General features: G+C 73.5%; 18 protein-coding genes and 1 riboswitch. Of the genes, 3 read left to right on the top strand and 15 right to left on the bottom strand.

Translation table 11 applies throughout. The annotated features are described in order from the left end of the window. Positions 1 to 106 precede the first annotated feature (106 nt). From IF89_RS0112890 to IF89_RS0112865, 6 genes are all read right to left on the bottom strand, one after another. Positions 107 to 868, bottom strand: a complete 762-nt coding sequence (locus IF89_RS0112890) for an endonuclease/exonuclease/phosphatase family protein (RefSeq protein WP_030765806.1) — start codon at positions 866 to 868, stop codon at positions 107 to 109. Positions 869 to 943: 75 nt separating this feature from the next. Then, the gene (locus tag IF89_RS0112885) at positions 944 to 1,885 is read right to left on the bottom strand and encodes an ROK family glucokinase (RefSeq protein ID WP_030765803.1); all 942 of its coding nucleotides are present in this window, start codon (positions 1,883 to 1,885) and stop codon (positions 944 to 946) included. Between the two features lie 61 nt (positions 1,886 to 1,946). Beyond that, entirely contained in the window at positions 1,947 to 2,408 is a 462-nt protein-coding gene (locus IF89_RS0112880) for a DUF5304 domain-containing protein (RefSeq protein WP_030765801.1), read from the bottom strand. Between the two features lie 75 nt (positions 2,409 to 2,483). Further along, entirely contained in the window at positions 2,484 to 3,641 is a 1,158-nt protein-coding gene (locus tag IF89_RS0112875; RefSeq protein WP_030765798.1) for an ArsA-related P-loop ATPase, read from the bottom strand. A 99-nt stretch (positions 3,642 to 3,740) separates the two neighbouring features. Further along, positions 3,741 to 4,181: an SRPBCC family protein gene (locus tag IF89_RS0112870; protein ID WP_030765795.1), complete on the bottom strand. Its 441-nt coding sequence runs from the start codon at positions 4,179 to 4,181 to the stop codon at positions 3,741 to 3,743. A gap of 135 nt (positions 4,182 to 4,316) precedes the next feature. Further along, a complete protein-coding gene (locus IF89_RS0112865) occupies positions 4,317 to 5,132 on the bottom strand; it encodes a metallophosphoesterase family protein (protein WP_078628263.1) in 816 nt (271 codons plus the stop codon). Positions 5,133 to 5,375: 243 nt separating this feature from the next. Here IF89_RS0112865 and IF89_RS0112860 point away from each other — a divergent pair, with 243 nt between their 5' ends. Further along, on the top strand, positions 5,376 to 7,172 hold the full coding sequence (locus IF89_RS0112860; protein WP_030765789.1) for an AMP-dependent synthetase/ligase: 1,797 nt from the start codon (positions 5,376 to 5,378) through the stop codon (positions 7,170 to 7,172). Here the strand turns inward: IF89_RS0112860 and IF89_RS0112855 are convergent. The 7 genes from IF89_RS0112855 to IF89_RS0112825 all read right to left on the bottom strand — a co-directional run bounded on the left by IF89_RS0112855 (position 7,160) and on the right by IF89_RS0112825 (position 15,489). Next, positions 7,160 to 8,803: a GMC oxidoreductase gene (locus IF89_RS0112855; RefSeq protein ID WP_030765787.1), complete on the bottom strand. Its 1,644-nt coding sequence runs from the start codon at positions 8,801 to 8,803 to the stop codon at positions 7,160 to 7,162. The genes IF89_RS0112860 and IF89_RS0112855 overlap by 13 nt on opposite strands. Positions 8,804 to 8,929: 126 nt before the next feature. Then, on the bottom strand, positions 8,930 to 10,072 hold the full coding sequence (locus IF89_RS0112850; RefSeq protein WP_030765785.1) for a glycosyltransferase family 4 protein: 1,143 nt from the start codon (positions 10,070 to 10,072) through the stop codon (positions 8,930 to 8,932). A gap of 20 nt (positions 10,073 to 10,092) precedes the next feature. Beyond that, positions 10,093 to 11,229 (bottom strand): hypothetical protein, encoded by a 1,137-nt coding sequence (locus tag IF89_RS0112845; RefSeq protein ID WP_078628262.1) that lies wholly within the window; start codon positions 11,227 to 11,229, stop codon positions 10,093 to 10,095. Positions 11,230 to 11,275: 46 nt separating this feature from the next. Then, positions 11,276 to 12,340 (bottom strand): NlpC/P60 family protein, encoded by a 1,065-nt coding sequence (locus tag IF89_RS0112840; protein ID WP_030765780.1) that lies wholly within the window; start codon positions 12,338 to 12,340, stop codon positions 11,276 to 11,278. A gap of 219 nt (positions 12,341 to 12,559) precedes the next feature. Beyond that, the gene (locus IF89_RS0112835; RefSeq protein WP_030765771.1) at positions 12,560 to 13,588 is read right to left on the bottom strand and encodes a C40 family peptidase; all 1,029 of its coding nucleotides are present in this window, start codon (positions 13,586 to 13,588) and stop codon (positions 12,560 to 12,562) included. A gap of 253 nt (positions 13,589 to 13,841) precedes the next feature. Then, positions 13,842 to 15,206: an NYN domain-containing protein gene (locus IF89_RS0112830; protein ID WP_030765768.1), complete on the bottom strand. Its 1,365-nt coding sequence runs from the start codon at positions 15,204 to 15,206 to the stop codon at positions 13,842 to 13,844. Positions 15,207 to 15,249: 43 nt separating this feature from the next. Next, positions 15,250 to 15,489 carry a hypothetical protein gene (locus IF89_RS0112825; protein ID WP_008738811.1) on the bottom strand — a complete coding sequence of 80 codons (240 nt, stop codon included), beginning with the start codon at positions 15,487 to 15,489 and terminating at the stop codon, positions 15,250 to 15,252. A 135-nt stretch (positions 15,490 to 15,624) separates the two neighbouring features. Here IF89_RS0112825 and IF89_RS0112820 point away from each other — a divergent pair, with 135 nt between their 5' ends. Then, positions 15,625 to 16,347 carry a rhomboid family intramembrane serine protease gene (locus tag IF89_RS0112820; protein ID WP_078628261.1) on the top strand — a complete coding sequence of 241 codons (723 nt, stop codon included), beginning with the start codon at positions 15,625 to 15,627 and terminating at the stop codon, positions 16,345 to 16,347. Further along, complete coding sequence (locus tag IF89_RS0112815) at positions 16,344 to 16,625, top strand: Lrp/AsnC family transcriptional regulator (protein WP_030036325.1); 282 nt, start codon at positions 16,344 to 16,346, stop codon at positions 16,623 to 16,625. Before IF89_RS0112820 ends, IF89_RS0112815 begins: the two co-directional genes overlap by 4 nt. A 219-nt stretch (positions 16,626 to 16,844) precedes the next feature. Here the strand turns inward: IF89_RS0112815 and IF89_RS0112810 are convergent, their stop codons facing one another. Both IF89_RS0112810 and trpD read right to left on the bottom strand, forming a co-directional pair. Beyond that, a complete protein-coding gene (locus tag IF89_RS0112810; protein WP_030765763.1) occupies positions 16,845 to 18,224 on the bottom strand; it encodes an aminotransferase class V-fold PLP-dependent enzyme in 1,380 nt (459 codons plus the stop codon). A 226-nt stretch (positions 18,225 to 18,450) separates the two neighbouring features. Further along, positions 18,451 to 18,567: riboswitch (SAM riboswitch) on the bottom strand. Positions 18,568 to 18,651: 84 nt separating this feature from the next. Further along, positions 18,652 to 19,716, bottom strand: coding sequence for an anthranilate phosphoribosyltransferase (gene trpD, locus IF89_RS0112805; protein WP_030765760.1), 1,065 nt, complete (start codon positions 19,714 to 19,716; stop codon positions 18,652 to 18,654). Positions 19,717 to 19,852 lie beyond the last annotated feature (136 nt).

The raw sequence follows: 19,852 nt of genomic DNA, 5'->3' as shown, positions 1-19,852 counted from the left end.
CGCGGGCGCCGGGGCAGCGGCCCGCAGCCTCCAGCCCCGCCGGCGTTCGAGGCGCGGGGGTCCGGGGGCGGGGCCCCGGCAACGGCGCCGTACCCGGCCCCAGGAGCTACGGCGCAGCCGGCAGCCGCAACGCCGCCAGCACCGGAAGGTGATCCGTCGCCGACCGCAGGTCCGCGGCCGCCACCCCCGCCAGCCCCGCAGGGACCCCGCAGGCCAGCACCTCCACCCCCGCCGTGGCGAAGACGGCATCGATCCGCCGGTCCGGCGCGCCCGCCGGGAAGGTCCGCTCCCCGCCCCACGGGGCGACGGCCCAGCAGTCCTGGAGGGCCTGGGCGAGCCGCCCGAAGGCAGGGCCGCCCGGTCCCTCGTTGACGTCGCACGCGGCGATCCCGTACGGGGTGTCCAGCGCGGCGATCCGGTCGAGGAGGAGGTCGGCCTGGGCCCGCCGCTGCGCCCGGTCCAGCGACAGGTGCGCCGAGACCACGCCCACACGTACGCCGCCGATGCGGACGACGGCCGTGGCCAGGCCGCGCCGGTGGAGTCCGGGGGTGTGCGGGAGCAGGACGTCCTCGGTCCGCTCCGCGAAGACCCGCAGCGAGCACAGCAGCAGCGGTCCGGTCGCGGTCGCTCCCCCTCCCAGGACCACCAGGTCGCATTTCCTGGCCAGCCGGGCCGCGTGTTTGCGCCAGCGGAAGAAGCGCGGCGCCTCCTGTACGAGGACCAGGTCCGGCTCGCAGGCCCGGACGACCCGGACGAGCGCCTCCTCGTCGTCGCGCAGCGAGCGGACGTTGTATCCGAGAACCCGGATCACTGTGGAACCGTCGGGCTCCGTACGGGACTTCGGCAGCGGGGGCGGCGACTGGTCCATGTCCATGCACCGCAAGATACGCAGCCGCCCGCCGCTCCCCCAAGGGGCGCGGCGGGCGGTCCGGGCGGAAGGGGGTCAGCCCTGGCGGGCCAGGTCGGCCGCGCCGACGAGTCCGGCCTTGCCGCCGAGCTGTGCGGCGAGCACCTGGGCGTGCGGGCGCCAGGCCCCGCCGACCAGCCAGCGCTTGAAGGACTTGCGGATCGGGTCGAGGACCAGGTCGCCCTCGTCGGAGACGCCGCCGCCGACGATGAACGCCGACGGGTCGAAGAGGGACGCCAGGTCGGCGAGGCCGGCGCCGGCCCAGCGCGCCAGTTCGCGGAAGGCGTCGACGGCCACCTTGTCGCCCTGCCGGGCGGCCTCGCTGATGTGCTTGCCCTCGATGCCCTCGGGGGTGCCGTCGCCGAGGCCGAGCAGGACGGTGGCGTTCTCCGGGGTGGCGTTCGCGCGCTGCTTGGCGTAGCGGACGAGGGCGCGTCCGGAGGCGTACTGCTCCCAGCAGCCCTGGCTGCCGCAGCCGCACAGCAGGCCGTCCGGGACGACCCGGATGTGGCCGAACTCGGCGGCGACGCCGAAGCGTCCGCGCCGCAGCTTGTTGCCGATGATGATGCCGCCACCCAGGCCGGTGCCGAGCGTGATGCAGATGACGTCGTCGTGGCCCTGGCCGGCGCCGAAGCGGTATTCGCCCCAGGCCGCGCAGTTCGCGTCGTTCTCGACGACGACGGGGAGGCCGATGCGCTGCTCGACCTTGTCCTTGAGCGGCTCGTGGCGCCAGTTGATGTTCGGCGCGAAGAGCACGGTCGCGCGCTTGTCGTCCACGTATCCGGCGGCGCCGATACCGACGGCCTCGATGGCGTGGTTGCTGCTGACCTCGGAGACGGCGGCGCAGATGGCCTCCGTCACTCCGTCCGCCGTCGGCGGAGTGGGCACCTTGTACGTCTCAAGGATCGTGCCCTCTTCGTCGACCACGCCGGCCGCGATCTTCGTGCCGCCGATGTCGACGCCGATGGTGAGTCCCATTAGTCCCTCGGTTTCCGGTCAAACCCCGCCATGGCCAACGGTACCCGAGGGCGCCGCGGGTTCAGTCGAGATCGATCCGCTCGGCCGGGCCGTCGTCGGGGCCGTCCCCGCGCGGATCGCGGTCGTCGGACGGCCGGCGAGGTGCGCGGGTCTCGCCCCGGGTCCAGCGTCCCTCGTGGCCCTCGACGGCGGACCGGTAGGCGGCGAGCAGCTCGGAGCCGGCGGCCGCGAGGTGGTCGAAGACCTCCGGGTTGCGTTCGACGACGGGCTTGGCGGCGGTCTTCGCCTGGTCGACGATCTGCCGGACGGCACCCTGTGCGGCGGCTCCGAACAGCGGGTTGTTCAGGGCGGAGACCTTGTCGGCGACGGCCTCGAAGAGCTTGAACAGTTCCTCGGCCGCGGTCCCGGTGCTTCCGGGGCCGGCCTGGCCCTGTCCGCGCAGGCGCTCCTTCTCGGCGGCGAGGTCCTCGGCACAGGCCTTGGCCCAGGCGTCGTCGGTGGGGCGGTCGGTGGCCTCGCTCATGGCGGACTCTCCTGCGGCGGCTGCTGGGCGTGCTTGCTGTCTACCTCCGACGGTACCCGAACGGGGGTATGCCGTTCAGCGCGTACGGGGCCACAGGCCCGGGTCGGGGGTGAAGCGGATGCGGAGCCGGCCCTCGGTGAGGGCGGCGCCGGAGACGGTGCAGCGGCGCAGCGCGGAGGGCAGGGGAACGGTCCTGCGGTGCGGGCCGGCGGTGAGGAGCAGCTCGTCGCCGCGGCGGACGAGGCCGAGGTCGCGCTTGTGGGCGCCGGGCAGCGGAACCACCCAGACGAGGAACCCCTCCTCGGCGAGCCGGTCCTCGACGGTCCAGGCGGGGCGGGGGGCGGGCGCGTCCGGGACGAGTGCGCCGTCGGCGGCGAGCCGGCCGAGGTCGTCCTGGCCCCGGGGGTCGGGGCCGAGATGGGCGAGGGGCACCACGGGGCCCTCACAGGCCCACTCGGCGGCGTATTTGTCCTGTTGGGCGGCGAGTCCGGCGAGCCAGGGATCGGCGGAGCCGGGCGGGACCGTCCGGTTGGCGACGACGGCGGAGACGGGCAGCTGGTGGAGGGCGAGGCCGAGCCGTCCCAGGCGGAGGGCTTCGGCGGCGGCCGGTCCGGGCTCGGCGACCAGGCGGACGTCGGTGGTGTCGGCCTCGACGACGGCCTGGACGGCGGCGAGCTCCTCGTCCCAGCGTGCGGCGGCCTCGTAGAGCCACTGGGCGGGCATGGGAACGCCTGCCAGCTGGGCGAGTACGGGCCGCAGGGCCCTGGCGGCCTGCTTCTCGGTGGGGAGCAGGCGGGCGAGGTAGCGGCGCAGTTGGGCGGGCAGGGCGAGGGCGGCGACGGCCTGGTGGAGCGGGGGCAGGTCGACGACGACGAGGTCGGTGCCGGGTGCGGCGGCGGCCCGGCGCAGGGCGCGCAGGAGGGCGAACTGTTCGGCGCCGGGCAGTTCGGTGAGTTCCTCGGCGGCGAGCGGGCGGGCGCCGACCATCGAGAGCAGGGCGGATCCGCGTTCCTGGAGCGCGGCGAGTTCGTCGCGGAACTCCTGGCCGGAGTCGACCCCGGCGATGCGCAGGCCGGGCGGGAGGGGGGCGCCGAGGAGTTCGGGGAGCGGGTCGCCCGGGTCGCCGGAGAGCAGCAGCACCCGGCGGCCGCGGCGGGCGGCGGCGAGGGCGGTGGCGGCGGCGACGGTGGTCCGCCCGGCCCCGCCGGGGCCGGTGATGAGCAGGGTGTGCATGGGGGGTGCTCCGGGTCGGTGGGGGGCGCCGCGCGCGGGCCGCGAGGGGGCCCGGCGGGGTGCCGCCCCGGGTGGGCGCGGCACTCCCGGTGCGGTCGGTCAGACGGACTCGACGCGCTTCTTCAGGCCGGCCAGGGCGCGGTCGATGATGACCTTCTCGGCCTTGCGCTTGATCATGCCGAGCATGGGGATCTTGACGTCGACGGTCAGCTGGTAGGTGACCTCGGTGCGCTTGCCGCCGTCCACCGGGGCGAGCCGGTAGGAGCCGTCGAGCTGGCGCAGCATCTGCGACTTGTCCAGGGTCCAGCTGACCTCGTCGGTGCCCTTCCAGGTGTAGGCGAGGGTGTGGTCGTCCTTGATCGCGCCCGCGTCGAGCAGCAGTCGGACCTTCTCGGCCCGGCCGTCGGCGTCGGTGGCGAGGACCTCGGCCTCCTTCACCTCGCCGGTCCACTCGGGGTAGCGGGCGAAGTCGGCGATCACGGCCATCACGTCGCCGGGCGCGGCGTCGATCGTGATGCTTGAGCTGGTGTGTTCCGCCATCGCGGTCGCTCCTCCGGAGATTGTTCGAGGATGTGTACGGCCTCCGGCCGCCGCGTGAAGGCTACCGCGCGTGCGGACGCCGCCACTCCAGAGGCTCCCCGGGCCGGGTCCGGGCGGCGCCGAAGCGGCCGGTTCTCACCACTCCATGGCCCAGGGGCGGCCGGTGGAGGCGAAGTGACCGACGTTCACGCACTCGGTGGCGCCGATGCGCATCCGCCGGGCGAGGGGCTGGTGGACGTGGCCGAAGAGGGCGTAGCGGGGGCGGGTGCGGCGGATGGCGGCGAGCAGGGCCTCACTGCCCCGTTCGAAGCGGCGTGCGACGGTGTCGTAGCAGAGCTCGGGCACTTCCGGCGGGATGTGCGAGCAGAGGACGTCGACCTCGCCGAGGGCCTCGACCTTCGCGGCGTACTCCTCCACGTCCACTTCATAGGGGGTGCGCATGGGCGAGGGGAGTCCGCCGCCGACGAAGCCGAAGACGCGGCCGGCGATCTCGACCCGCTGGCCGTCGAGGACGGTGAGGCCGTGCCGGTCGGCGTACTCGGGCCAGAGGGCCGGGATGTCGACGTTGCCGTAGGTGGCGTAGGTGGGGCGGGGGAAGGCGGCGAACATCTGCGCGTACTGGCGGCGTACCGCGTCCTCGATCACCTGCTCGCGGTCGAGTCCCGCCCACAGCCGGCGGCCGAGGGCGTGGGCCTCCTCGAAGCGGCGCTGGGTGCGCAGCTCGACGATGAGGTCGGCGTTCTCGACGCCGAACAGGTCGGGGAAGATGCCGCGCGAGTGGTCGGCGTAGTCGAGGAAGAGGACGAGGTCTCCGAGGCAGATGAGGGCGTCGGCGCCGTCGCCGGCGCGTGCCAGGGCCTCGGTGTTGCCGTGCACGTCGCTCACGACGTGGACCCGTGTGCGGCTCGATCCGCTCGTCCCGTGTTCTGCGCCCCGCAAGCTGCCAACCATGCGGACAACCCTAGGGGGGCTGGTGAGGAGCTGGTAGTGGCCCTGTGAAAGCCGGGCCTACCTGCGGTTACTTCCGAGTCGGCGACGGGTTCGACTACTGTCGGCGCGTCGGGGCCGGACCGCGCGAGTGCAGAATGTGACGCACGGAACATCTGGCCGGTTCCCTCTATCGGGAACCCACTACCGGTGGGTAACGTCCGGTCGGTCCACATGGTGGCGATGGCGCCCAGAGGAGCAGCAGTCTTGCGCGAGTTCAGCCTTCCGGCCCTGTACGAGGTCCCGTCGGACGGGAACCTGACGGATCTCATCCGCCGCAACGCCGCCCAGCACCCAGACACCGCCGTGATGAGCCGCAAGGCCGACGGCCGGTGGCAGGACGTGACGGCGACCGAGTTCCTCGCCGAGGTGCGCGCCACGGCCAAGGGCCTGATCGCGGCCGGAGTGCGCCCCGGCGACCGGGTCGCCCTGATCTCCCGCACCCGTTACGAGTGGGTGCTGGTGGACTTCGCGATCTGGTGCGCGGGCGGCGTCACCGTCCCCGTGTACGAGACCAGCTCCCCCGAGCAGATCCAGTGGATCCTCGGCGACTCCGGCGCGGTCGCCGTCGTCGTGGAGAACGCCGGGCACTCCGGGGCGGTGGCGTCGCTGCGCGACCGGCTCCCGGAGCTGCGCGAGGTCTGGGAGCTGGAGCAGGGCGGGCTGGACGCGCTGAAGGCCGCGGGCGCCGCCGTCACCGACGCCGAGGTCGACGAGCGCAGCAGCCTCGCGAACGCCGACGACCCGGCCACCATCGTCTACACCTCGGGCACCACCGGCCGCCCCAAGGGCTGCGTGCTGAGCCACCGCAACTTCTTCGCGGAGTGCGGCAACGCGGTGGAGCGCCTGAGCCCGCTGTTCAGGACCGGCGAGTGCTCGGTCCTGCTGTTCCTGCCGGCCGCGCACGTCTTCGGGCGCCTGGTGGAGGTGGCGGCCGTGCTGGCGCCGATCCGCCTGGGCTGCGTACCGGACATCAAGAACCTCACCGACGAGCTCCAGTCCTTCCGCCCCACGCTGATCCTCGGCGTGCCCCGGGTCTTCGAGAAGGTCTACAACTCGGCGCGCGCGAAGGCGCAGGCCGAGGGCAAGGGGAAGATCTTCGACGCGGCGGCCGACACGGCCATCGCCTACAGCCGTGCGCTGGACACCCCGCGCGGCCCGTCGTTCGGGCTGAAGCTCAAGCACAAGGTCTTCTCGAAGCTGGTCTACAGCAAGCTGCACGCCGTCCTCGGCGGGCGCGGCGAGTACGCGATCTCCGGCGGCGCGCCGCTCGGCGAGCGGCTCGGGCACTTCTTCCGCGGCATCGGCTTCACGGTGCTGGAGGGCTACGGGCTGACCGAGTCCTGTGCCGCCACGACCTTCAACCCGTGGGACAAGCAGAAGATCGGCACGGTCGGCCAGCCCATGCCGGGCTCCGTGGTGCGCATCGCGGACGACGGCGAGGTGCTGCTGCACGGCGAGCAGATCTTCACGGGGTACTGGAAGAACGAGGCGGCGACCGCCGAGGCGCTCACCGACGGCTGGTTCCACACCGGCGACGTCGGCACCCTCGACGAGGACGGCTACCTCACGATCACCGGGCGCAAGAAGGAGCTCATCGTCACGGCGGGCGGCAAGAACGTCGCCCCCGCGGTGATCGAGGACCGCATCCGGGCGCACGCGCTGGTCGCGGAGTGCATGGTGGTCGGTGACGCGAGGCCGTTCGTGGCCGCGCTGGTGACGATCGACGAGGAGTTCCTCGGCCGCTGGGCCGCGGAGAACGGCAAGCCGGCCGGGGTCACGGCGGCGGACCTGCGGGAGGACGCCGACCTCATCGCCGCCGTCCAGAAGGCGGTCGACGACGGCAATGCGGCCGTTTCCAAGGCGGAATCGGTGCGGAAATTCCGCATTCTGCCCTCCCAGTTCACCGAGGAGTCGGGGCACATCACGCCGTCGCTGAAGCTCAAGCGCAACGTGGTGGCGAAGGACTACGCGGACGAGATCGAGGCGCTCTACCGCGGCTGACCGGCCACCGCCGCCGGGCGGGGGTCCTCGGCGAGGATGCGTGCCATGTTCCGCTCGGCGAGGGCGGTGATGGTGACGAACGGGTTCACGCCGAGCGACCCCGGGACGAGGGAGCCGTCGACCACGTAGAGGCCCTGATAGCCCTTGGCCCGCCCGTGGGCGTCGGTCGCCTTCCCCAGGACGCAGCCGCCGAGCGGGTGGTAGGTGAAGTCGTCGGCGAAGGCCCTGTTGCCGCCGAAGAGGTCGTAGCGGTACATCGTGAAGTTGCGGCGGTTGATGCGGTCGAAGAGGTTCTTCGCCGCGTCGACCGCCGGTCTGTTCTGGTCCCGCCGCCAGTTGAGGTGGACACGGTCTCCGGCCGCGTCGTAGGTGAAGTGGCCGCGCTCCGGGTTCCGGGTGATGGCCAGGTACATCGAAATCCAGTGTTCGAGGCCCATGGGGAGCGGGGCGATCTCGGCGAACACCGGGTTCGCCGGGTTGTCCCAGTCGTCGATGCCGAGGGCCGGCATGGTGGCCTGGTGAGCGCCCACGGTGTCCCAGAGGTGGTTGGCGCGGGCGGTCATGACGTTGCCGTTGGGGCCCCAGCCGCGCCCGACCTCGCCGCTGAGCGCGGGCAGCGTGCCGGTCTCGCGGGCGCGCAGGAGGATCTCGGTGGTGCCCAGGCTGCCGGCGCCGAGGAAGAGCTGCCGGCAGCCGAGTTCGCGGACCCGGGTGACCTTCCCGGTCAGATCGCTGGTCCGCACGGTCAGGACGTACCCGCCGGCCGGGTCGGGCCGTACGCCGACCACGTGCTGCATGGTCTCGATGGTGACGTTGCCGGTGCCGAGGGCGGCGGCGAGGTAGGTCTTGTCGAGGCTCCTCTTGCCGTGGTTGTTCCCGTAGATGACCTCGCCGGCCAGGGCCGAGCGGGGCGCGGTGCCCGCCGCCTCGCGCTTCATGTGGCCGAAGTCGTAGACGTTGGGGACGAAGACGGTCTTCAGGCCGGTGTGGTGGGCGTGCTTGCGGGAGATCCGGGCGAAGCGGTACCACTCGGTGGACTCGAACCAGGCCGGGTCGATGTCGTTCACCCCGAGCATGGCGCGGGCGCGGGGGTAGTAGGTGCCGTACATCTCGTCGGCGTCGACGCCGGGGAAGACCTCGGTGAAGTAGGAGCGCCTGGGGGTGGGCGCCATGCCGCCGTTGACGAGGGAGCCGCCGCCCACGCCGCGGCCCACGTAGACGGACATGTCGCCGTGGTGCACGCGGTCCAGGACGCCGGGGTAGGGGCTGATGTCGCGGTTGACCACGTCGAGCCAGAGGAACTGTGCGAGCGGGGCCTCGGTGCGGGTGCGGAACCACATGGAGCGGTGGTCCGGGGCGGAGGTGGAGGGGAAGACCTTGCCGTCGGGTCCGGGGGTGTTCCACAGCCGGCCCATTTCGAGGACGACGGTGCGCACGCCCGCCTGCCCGAGCCGCAGGGCGGCGACGGCACTGCCGTAGCCGGATCCGACGACGATGGCGGGGGCGTAGTGGGCGGCGGCCGGCTCGACGGCGGCGGCGGAGGCCGCGCCGATCCGGGTGAAGCCGAGCGCGGCGGCGGTCGAGAGGGCGCCGAGCCCCAGCATGTGACGGCGCGTCAGGTTGGATGCCATGGCCGCATCATGAGCGGATTCCGGCCGTCCGCCCAGACGCGGTGTTGACAGACATCCGAGGAACAGTCGGACATGGCGTCGCCGGCCGCCGGGCGGCACTCCGCCACCGCCGGCGGGGCCACGGGACTACAACAGCGCGCGCAGACGGTCCGCCAGCAGGTCCCAGCGCCACTTCTCCTCGACCCAGGCGCGACCGCGCTCGCCCATCCGGGCCCGCAGGTCGGGATCCTTCAGCAGGGCCACGATCCGGTCCGCCGCCTCCTCGGGCGCACCGCCCCGCACGACCCAGCCCGTCTCGCCGTCCAGCACCGCGTCCGGCGCCCCGCCCGAGTCGCCCGCGACCACCGGCAGGCCCGTTGCCGAGGCCTCCAGGTAGACGATGCCGAGCCCCTCCACGTCCAGGCCGCCGCGCCGGGTCCGGCAGGGCATGGCGAAGACGTCGCCCGCGCCGTAGTGCGCGGGGAGCTGCGACCAGGGGACCGCGCCCGTGAAGACCACCGAACCGGCCACGCCCGTGGACGTCGCCAGCGCGCGCAGGTCCGCCTCGTACGGTCCGCCGCCGACGACCAGCAGCACGGCGTCCGGCACCGCGGCCAGGATCCGCGGCATGGCCTCGATCAGGGTGTCCTGGCCCTTGCGCGGCACCAGTCGCGACACGCACACCACCACGGGCCGGTCCGAGAGGCCGAGCCGGGCCCGGACCTCGTCGCCGCCCGACGCCGCGTGGAAGGTCTTCTCGTCGACTCCCGGCGGGAGGTGCACCATCCGCGCCGCCGCCCGGTCCGTGACCGCCGAGGCGATCCGCGAGCGCGTGTACTCCCCCAGGTACGTCAGCGTGTCCGTGCCCTCGCCGATCCGCCGCAGCAGCTGCCGCGCGGCCGGGAGCTGGGCCCAGCCCGCCTCGTGCCCGTGGGTGGTCGCCACGATCCGCCGGGCGCCCGCCCGGCGCAGCGCCGGTCCCATCAGCCCGAGCGGGGCGGCGGCCCCGAACCACACGGACTCGCAGCCGTGTTCGCGCAGCAGGGCGACCGCCCGGCGCGTCACGCGCGGGGTGGGCAGCAGCATCGTCGTGCGGTCGCGGACCACCTCGAAGGGCTGTTCCGCGTCGAAGGCCGCGGTGGCCTCGCGGCCCTCCGCGCCGTGCTTCCACGTGGAGGCGTAGACGACGACCCGGTCGGGGTCCAGCCGTAGCGCCATGTTGTGGAGGAAGGCCTGGATGCCGCCCGGTCTCGGCGGGAAGTCGTTGGTCACGATCAGGGTCTTGTGCATCGCCTGCCGACAGTACCCGCTCAGCCCAGCTCCTCGCGAAGGGACTCCCGCCAGGCCTCCGCCAGCCCCGCGGCGTCCACTCCGAGGGTCTCCCGCAGCGCGGTCTCCAGCGGCTCGCGGCCCGCCCGCCCGTACAGCTCCGCAAGGGCTTCCTCGCCCCACTTCGCCGCGATCAGCCGGCAGGCCAGCCAGGCACCCTCGTACGCCCGGGACGCCGCCTCGGGGTCGCCGCCGAAGGCGAAGTCCTCCGGCCGGGGCAGCGCGCCCGGCAGCGCGCCGCTGCGTACCGCCCGGGCGAGCGCGGGGGCGGCCTGTGCGGGCGTCGTGGAGGCCTCCCGGTACGCCGCCCAGTCCGCGAAGCCCTCGGAGAGCCACGCCGGGGTGGTGGCGGTCGTCGCCGCGCGGGTGGCCACGTGCGTGACCTCGTGGGTCAGGATGATCCGCCGGCCCTGCGCGCCCAGCGCGGCGTACCCCTCCGGATTGACGACGACCCGGTCCGCGGGGGCCGGTCCCGCGCCGACCCGGCCCGTCGTGACCGCGCCCAGCCCCCGGTAGGTGTCGGCGGGGCGGCCGAGCAGCCGCGCCATCGCGTCGAGGGAGCCCGGCACGAGCACGACGACCCGCCCCGCCCACGCTCCGGGCCAGGCCTCGCTCGCGGCCGGCACCGCCCGGTCGGCCTCGGCGGCGATCTCCCGCAGTGTCCCGGCGTCCTGCCCGGAAGCACCGAGGACGAGGGAGCGGCTGCCGGTGGCCACCGCGACCGGGCCCAGGTCCCACAGCTGCGGCAGGGCCCCCGGTGCGGGCCGGTCGGCGCCCACCCGCCAGCCGCCGGCCTCCCGGAGCAGATCAAGCTCACGGGCCGACTCCTCGGGAGCGGTGTCGTAGCCGGCCAGCCGGTAGCGCAGCCGCGCCCGTACGCGGGCCCGCTCGCCGTCGCGCCGCACCGAGGCGACCTCGTACGTGCGGTCGGCGAACGGGATCCCGGTGAGCGGCTCGGGCGTCTCCCGCGACCACTCGGCGACGGCCCGGCGGACGTCCTGCTCGGCCGGGTCGGCACCGCCGGCGCCCGGCAGCGGGCCGCATCCGGCGAGCAGCGCCCACAGCAGGACCACCGGCCCGAGGGGCCGGACGGGCGACGGACGGCGGAGGCGGAACATCCGCCGATCGTACGCAGGACGCCCGCGGCGGGGTGCCCGCCGGGGGTCAGGGGCGGGTGACCGCCGAGACCGGCATCATCCCGACCGGGTCGTAGCGCACCCGGGCGCCGGGGTAGGGCGCGTGGACCACTTGGCCGTTGCCGACGTACATGCCGACGTGGCTGGCGTCGGAGCGGTACGTCACCAGGTCGCCGGGCCGGGCCTGCGACAGCGGTACCTGGCGCCCGGCGTGCCGCTGGGCCTGCGAGGTGCGCGGCAGGGAGACGCCCGCCTGCCGGTAGGACCAGACCATCAGCCCGGAGCAGTCGAAGCCGGAGGGGCCCGTGGAGCCCCACACGTACGGGCGGCCGACGGCTGCCCGGGCTGCCCTCACGGCGGCCGCGGCGCGGCCGGAGGGCGCGCCGCCGGCGTCCAGGGGGCCGAGGTCGGGCAGCGACTCGTGGCGGCCGCCGGAGCGCGAGGAGCGCTCGAAGTCGGCCCGTTCCTCGGACGCCATGGAGTCCAGGAGCCGTTGGGCCGCGGCGAGCTTCGCCGTGACGGAGCGCTTGTGGCGGGCGACGTCGGAGCGCAGGGCGTCGAGTTCGGCGAGTTTGCGGGAGGCCTCCGCCCGCACCTGGCCGAGCCGCCGCTGTTCCTGGCGCAGTTCGTGGAGCTGGTGGGCCTGACGCTCGGTCAGCCGGTCGAGAGCGGCGGCCTGCGCCAGGTAGGCGTCGGGGTCCTCGGCGAGCATCAGGCCGACGGCGGGGTCGATGCCGCCGCTGCGGTACTGGGCGCCGGCGAAGGTGCCGAGGACGCCGCGCATGGTGTTGATGCGCTCCTGGCCCCGCGCCACCGCATCCTGGGCCCGGTTGACCTCGGTGCGGAGCCGGGCGGCCTTCTCGCCGGCCTCGTTGAAGTGCTCGGTGGCCTGCTCGGCCTCCTCGAAGAGCCGGTCGACCTGGGCGCTGACACCGGATCTCGCGCCGCCTCCGGGCTCGTGCGGGAGGCCGGGGGCCGCGGTCGCGGGTGCCCCCGCCATGGCGACCGCGGCGGTGGCCGCGGCTGCGGTGAGGACGGTGACCTTCGCGTTCCGGTCGAGGCCGCCGAGCCCGGGCCGACGATGTGACGCCACGTGCACCGTTCCCTTCCGCCGAGCGGGTCCCGGGTCCGCCCCCCGTGGGCGGCCGTGTGCCGGGTTCCGCGCTGGCAGACAGTAGCCGTGCGTCCACGCGCCGACCAACGACCGCGGGAGGGCGCACACGCCGACGCCCCACCGGAGACGCAGGTCACCGGCGGGGCGTGGGGTCGGAGCGGAGCCGTGGAATTCGCCCGGATGGGCGGTGGCGGCGCGTCAGCCGATGCGGACACCGAACTGGAACGGCATGTTGTCCATCGACTCGTACTTGACGCCGCCGCGCGGGTTGGAGGCGTGCAGCGTCATGTTGTTGCCGGCGTACAGGCCGACGTGGTGCAGGTCCCCGTAGAAGAAGACCAGGTCACCGGGCTGCAGCTGGCTGCGGCTGATGCGCGTGCCGTCGTTCGCCTGGGTGTAGGTCACGCGGCTGATGCTGACGTTGGCCTGCTTGTACGCCCACTGCGTCAGCCCGGAGCAGTCGAAGGAGTTGGGGCCCTCGTGGCCCGAGATGTACGCGCTGCCGACCTTGGTCTTGGCGGCCGCGAGGGCGGCACCGGCACGACCGGAGGCCTTGACGTCGCCGAGTTCGACGCGCTGGCCGTCGGCGCGGCTGGCCCGCGTCTCCTCGTCCTTCAGCGCGGCACGCTCCTGCGCCGTGAGGGTGTTGAGGATGGCCTGGGCGGCGGCGAGCTTCTCGGAGGAGACCTTCTTCTTCTCGGCGAGCTCCTTGCGGGTGGCGTCGAGGTCGGCGAGCTTGCCCGACGCCTCCTGGCGCTGCTGCGCGAGCGTGCGCTGCTTCGCCTGGATCTTCTGGACCGCTTCGACCTGCTTGCCGCTCAGGTGCTCCAGGGTGGAGGCCTTGTCGAGGTAGCTGTCGGGGTCCTCGGAGAGGAGGAGGGCGAGGGACGGGTCTATGCCGCCGTTGCGGTATTGGGCGCTCGCCATCGAACCGAGGGCGCTGCGGAGGTCGTTGAGCTCCCCCTGCCCGCGCGCGACCTGGTCCTGGATCTGCCCGATCTCCTTCTCGAGCGTCGCCTGCCGCTCCTTGGCCCCGTTGAACTTCTCGGTGGCCTGCTCCGCCTCTTCGTAGAGGGCGTCGACCTGGCTCTTGACCTCGTCCTTGCTCGGCTTCGCCGGAGCGGCGGAGGCGCTCTGCGCGGTCAGGGCGACGGCCGCGGCCGCGACCGAGGTGAGCACGGTCACACGAGCGCGGGTCGGCTGCTTGGGTCGACGGTGGGACGCCACGAAGGCGAGCTCCTTCTTCCTTAGAGCCGCCGAAGAACGCAACTCGGCAGCACCTTCGCTGCCACCCCGAATGAGTGATCCACCGCACGAAGGTTTGAGCAGACCCTAGTGACCCAGCTGTGATCAGTTCAAATCCTGCCGGGAAAAAACTCCGCCCCCGACCAGGTTCTTTACCTTCAGCGCACGCTCTGTGCCGGGCACTTGACGGTGCGTCCTCCCCGCGACCCACCAATTCGGACATGTGGAACGGGAGTTAGGAAACGCGCGAAAGCCGCTTCAGCAACAAAGCGGATGCTACGGGCCGGGCTCCGGCCTTGGCCACACCGTCGGCGACCTCGCGGTCCGTGGAGACCACGACCACCGGCCGGCCGGGCGGCTCCGCCCGCACCAGCTGCCGGATCAGCTCGTCCGCCGTCACACCCGCCTTGGAGAACAGCACCCGCACCCCGCGCGGCGGCGCCAGCAGCACCGGGGCCGCCAGCTCGGCGCCGTCGAAGACGCAGGTCATCTCCGCACCCGTCTGCGCGGCCAGCATCGACAGCCCGCCCAGCAGCCGCAGCCGCTGCTTCTCCAGCGGCATCGTCGGATAGCCCGTCTTGGTCACGTTGTAGCCGTCGACCACCAGATGGGCCTGCGGCAGCGCCAACAACTGGTCCAGCAGCGCCGGATCGGTCTCCGACAGGGCCCGCGCCGCGATGTCCTTCGGCGTCATCCGCCCCGGCTCCACCGCGTCCACCGTGTCCGCCGGGCGGGTGTTCACCGGCGGCAGCGCCAGCTCCCGGCGCAGCCCCTGCGCCGCGTCGAGCACGGTGTCCAGCAGCAGCCGCAGCCGCATGTCCTCGATGCTGCGCCCCTCACGGGTGGCCCTGCGCGAGGTCTCCAGCGCCGTCTCCACCTCCGCCAGACGGGACTTCAGCCGCCGCGACTCGCTCTCGGCGGCCGCCACCCGCGCCGCGGCCTCCCCGCGGATCCCGTCGATCTCGGCGGTCACCTTGCGCAGGGCCGCCTCGCCCCGCTTCACGTCGCTCAGGGCGCTGCGCAGCCGGCGCTGAAGCGATTCCGCGTCCTTCCGCGCCGCCTCCAGCTCAGCGCGTACCTGCTCACCGCCCGTGCGCTGCAGCTCCCGTACCTGTTCCAGCTCCTCGCGCAGGCGCTCCAGCTCGCGCCGGGTCTCCTCGCCGACCCGCTCGGCATCGGCGCGCTGCGCCTCCTCCCCCGCGGCGGCCACCAGCTTGACCCAGCCCGCGGGCCGCAGGACGAAGGCGGCCGCCGCCACGTCCAGCGGATCCGCGGCGGCCGGCGGCGCACCCGCCTCCAGCGCGTTCGCCAGGTCCGCCTGCGCCTCGCGCAGCTTCTCCGCGACCCTGCTGCGGAACACCGGGTCGGTCTCGACCGCCGCGGCCATGGCGTTGCCCGCGAACTTGGCGCGCCGGGTCGGGGTGAAACGGGCGTACTGGCGCAGCTGCGCCGGCAGGTCGGCGACCGTCAGCGCGCCGAAGGCGTCCGAGACGAGCGCGACGACCCGGCGCCGCACGCCTTCCGGCAGCGGGCGGTCGAGCGCCTCCGCGGCGTCGCCGGCCGCGTCGGCCGGCCCGGCGCCGCTTGCTGGCTCCACAATCCGTCACCCCTACCGTGATGGTCTGCCTGCGGACGGGGCTCCGTCAGGAGTCCGCGCCCGGCCTGTCCACGAGCTCGATCTGGTCCACCGCGTTGCACCAGCGGCAGCGGACCGACTCGATGGTCTCATTGACCACCTCGCGCTCCTCGACCTTGGGCTCCCCGGCGAGGTCCAGGTGGACGTACTCGACGACCTTCGACGAACGGGTGACGTCGAAGCGCGTGAGGTTGCCGCACAAGGTGCAGCGCCACCGCGTGGTGTCGGTCGGCAGAGGAACCGTCATCGGGCTGCTCACTCCTTCGTAGCTCATTCAATTAAACCGGTCGTTCGGCCGTCCGTGTCGGCCTGGGGACCGCAGCTCGTAACCCTACGGCCTGCCACCGCTTCAGGTGGGGCACGTTGCGTCATGCTCTGTCACATGATCGTAAGGTGGCAGGCCGTGCGCGAGGCCGCCCGGGGACCGGTGGTCACCCACGCGCTGATCGCGGGCTGCGCCGTGGTGTTCGTCCTCGGCCCCGCATCGGGGCTCAACCCGGCCTACGGGACCGGCGACGAGCTCATCGGCGCCGGCACCGCGTACTTCCGGCGGTGGGGCGTGGTCCCCGACGAGCTCTTCACCCGCACGCCCCGCGCCTGGCTGACGCCGCTCACCGCGCTGTTCGTGCACGGCAGCTGGCTGCACCTGCTCGGCAACATGCTCTTCCTCTTCGTCTTCGGCGCGATGGCCGAGGAGCGGATGGGCCGTCCGGCGTTCCTCGTCTTCTACCTCTGTACGGGCTACCTGGCGCTGGCGGCGTACGCGGCGGCCAACGCGGAGTCCGCGCAGACCCTGGTGGGCGCGTCCGGGGCGATCTCGGCCGTACTGGGGGCGTTCCTCTACCTGCTGCCGCGGGCGAGGGTGACGAGCCTGTTCCCCTTCCTCTTCTTCCTGCCGCTGCGGTTCCCGGCGTGGCTGGTGCTGCTGTTCTGGTTCGCCCTGCAGGGGGTGGCCGCGCAGCGCGCGCAGAGCGGGCCGGGAGTGGCGTATCTGGCCCACCTGGTGGGCTTCTCCCTGGGCTTCCTCTACGCGTGGGCCCGCTATCGGGGTACGACTAGAGTGGGTCGACCAGCGACGGCCACCGAGGGAGACAGCCAGCCGTGATCACCGCGATCGTGCTCATCAAGACCAGCGTGGACCGCATCCCCGAGATCGCCGAGTCCATCGCCGCGCTGGACAGCGTCAGCGAGGTCTACTCCGTGACGGGGACCTACGACCTGATCGCGCTGGTCCGCGTGAACCGCCACGAGAACCTGGCCGACATCATCCCCGGCCGCATCAGCAAGATCCCGGGCGTCGAGGCGACGGACACGCACGTGGCGTTCCGCACGTACTCCCAGCACGACCTGGAGGCGGCGTTCGCGATCGGCCTCGACGCGTAGCGCCGGCTTCGGCCGTGCCCCGGCCCCTGCGGGGGTGCTCGGCGGTGGTGCGTCGGTGTCCCGGGACGCTGCCCGGATCCGCCCGGTCTGTCCGCGGGGCGTGTGCCGGGTGCGGCCCGCGGGCCGCACCCGGCACAGGCAACCCGGGCCGTCAACGCCGAGCACCCCGCCGCGGCGCCGGGCCGCACCCGGTGCGCAGGGGCCGCCACCCGCGGGCCGTCAGCGCAGGGGGACGCAGCGGCCCTCCTCCGTGCGGTACTGCCACTTCGCGCCGTCCGCGACGAGTTCCCGGACCGCGCCGACGAAGCGGTCCACATGCTCGTCGGGGGTGCCCGCGCCGAAGCTGACGCGGATCGCGTTCAGGGAGCGCTCCCCCGGCGCCGCCTCGGGGGCCCCGCACTCGCCCTGCGCCTGCGGCTCGCTGCCGAGCAGGGTCCGCACCAGCGGGTGCGCGCAGAACAGGCCGTCCCGTACCCCGATCCCGTACTCCGCGGAGAGCGCGGTGGCGAAGTGGGAGCTGTTCCAGCCGTCCACGACGAAGGAGATGACGCCGACCCGCGGGGCGTCGTCGCCGAAGAGGGACAGGACCCGGACCGCCGGGACCTCCGCCAGGCCTGCGCGGACCTTCGCGATGAGGTGCTGCTCGCGGGCCACCAGGTTCTCGAAGCCCGCCTCGGTCAGGGCCCGGCAGGCCGAGGCGATGGAGTGGACGCCGATGACGTTCGGGGAGCCGGCCTCGTGGCGGGCGGCCGTGGTGTGCCACTCGACGTCGACGCCGCCGTCCTCGCGGCGGGAGACCTTGCGGGAGGCCCCGCCGCCCGCCAGGTAAGGATCGGCCTGCTGCAGCCAGTCGGCACGGCCGGCGAGGACGCCCGAGCCGAAGGGCGCGTACAGCTTGTGGCCGGAGAAGGCGACCCAGTCGACGTCGAGGTCGCGCACGGAGACGGGGTGGTGCGGGGCCAGCTGGGCGGCGTCCAGCACGATGCGCGCGCCGTGGGCGTGCGCGGCGGCGGCCAGTTCCTTCACCGGCCACAGCTCGCCGGTGACGTTGGAGGCGCCGGTGACGCACACGAGCGCCGGGCCGTAGGGGTCGCGGTCGCTGAGTGCCCGCTCCAGGAGGGCGACGGCCTCGTCCGGCGTGCGCGGCGCATCGAGGTAGGTGACCTGCGCGTCCGTCCACGGCAGGAGCGAGGCGTGGTGCTCGGTCTCGAAGACGAAGACCTGGCAGCCGGCGGGGAGCGCGGCGGCGAGCAGGTTCAGTGAGTCGGTGGTGGAGCGGGTGAACACGACCTGGTCGGTCGGGCGGCAGTCCAGGAATGCGGCAACCGTGGCGCGGCTCTGCTCGAAGAGGTCGGTGGACAGCTGCGAGAGGTATCCGGCGCCGCGGTGGACGCTGCCGTAGTAGGGGGCGTAGGCGGCCACGTCGTCCCAGACCCGCTGGAGGGCGGGGGCGCTGGCGGCGTAGTCGAGGGCCGCGTAGGTGACCTCGCCGCCGGTGACGAGGGGGACGGTGACGTCACGGCCGAGGACGGCCAGCGGCTCGGCGCAGGCGGCGGGGGCGGGGGCGGTGGCGACGGCGGCGTTCAAGGTTGCGGACATGGCGGTATCTCCCGGCAGGCAGGGCTGAATGGCTTCGGGGTGCCCGTACGCGGGTACGGCGGTACGGCCGTCCGGGGTACGGGAGGGGCCTCGGACGGCACGGTCGGGCTACCAGCGGGGAGGTGACCCCGGTCCGAGGGGGTGAAGTCGGGGCGGCAGTCGCCCTATCGCATTCGCTTGCTCACGGAAAACGCTCCTCGAGAGACCAGGACCCCTGGTGTCGAGGGATCCGCGCTTGCCGTAGGCCTTGCTGCCTACGGCCCGGTCATCACCCGGGGCACCCCGCCACGGAAGGAGGGTTGCCGGACAGCAAGCCGGGGCCTGAACGCTGTCACTCGTGACCTGCCAGCATCCTGCCACAAGATCGGCCGTGCACAAGACCCCGGTCCGCATGGCGGACCGGGGTCGGCGTGGCACGGGTACCGGGTCAGGCGTTGCTGGCCGCCACCCAGCGCTCCAGGGCGGCCCGGGCGGCTCCCGAGTCGATGGACTCGGCCGCCCGGGCGATGCCCGCGGCGATCTGCTCCTCCAGGGTGCCCGCGCCCGGGTCCAGGGCGACGAGGGCGGCGGCCGAGTTCAGCAGCACGGCGTCGCGCACCGGTCCGGTCTCGCCGGCCAGCAGGCGGCGGGCGACGTCGGCGTTGTAGGAGGGGTCCCCGCCGGCCAGGGCGGAGACGTCGACCAGCGGGATGCCGACGTCGCGCGGGTCGAAGGACTGCTCGGTGGCCTTGCCGTCGCGGACCCACCAGACGCGGGAGGTGGCCGTGGTGGTCAGTTCGTCGAGGCCGTCGTCGCCGCGGAAGACGAGGGCGGACGAGCCGCGTTCGGCGAGGACCCCCGCCACGATGGGGGCCATCCGGGGGTCTGCGACCCCGGTGGCCTGGGAGCGGACGCGGGCCGGGTTGGTGAGCGGGCCGAGGATGTTGAAGGTGGTCCGGATGCCCAGTTCGCGGCGGGCGCCCGCGACGTGCCGCAGGGCGGGGTGGAACTTCACCGCGAAGCAGAAGGTGATGCCGGCCTCCTCGGCGACCTCGACGACCCGCGCGGTGCTCAGGTCGAGGTTGACGCCGAGCTTCTCCAGGACGTCGGAGGACCCGCTGGCGGAGGACGCGGCCCGGTTGCCGTGCTTGACGACCTTGGCGCCGGTTCCGGCGACGACGACCGCCGACATGGTGGAGATGTTGACCGTCTTGGCGCCGTCGCCGCCGGTGCCGACGATGTCGACCGTGCGACCGGGCACCTCGATGAGGTTGGCGTGCCCGTACATGGCCCGTACCAGGCCGTTGATCTCCGCGACGGTCTCCCCCTTGGCGCGCAGGGCGACCACGAAGCCGGCGATCTGCGCGTCGGTGGCCTCCCCGCGCATGATCCGGTCCATGGCCCAGGCGGTGTCGTCGGCGCCGAGGTCCTGGCCGGACAGCAGTGCGTCGAGGACGCCCGGCCACCCACGGGCCGCCACGCTGTCGCCGCCTGCCGGGGTCACAACGTTCATGGTCCGCTCCTGCTGTTGATGGGGGTTCCACGTCGAATGGGTCGGAGATCAGCCTATCCAGCCCCGGTTACGGCAAAGAGCCCCGTCCAGACACTGGACGGGGCTCTCGCCGTGGCGACACCAGGACTGACCGGAA

It is taken from the genome of Streptomyces sp. NRRL F-2664, assembly GCF_000719345.1.
Taxonomy (GTDB): Bacteria; Actinomycetota; Actinomycetes; order Streptomycetales; family Streptomycetaceae; genus Streptomyces.
This window is presented reverse-complemented; position numbering and strand designations above follow the sequence as displayed.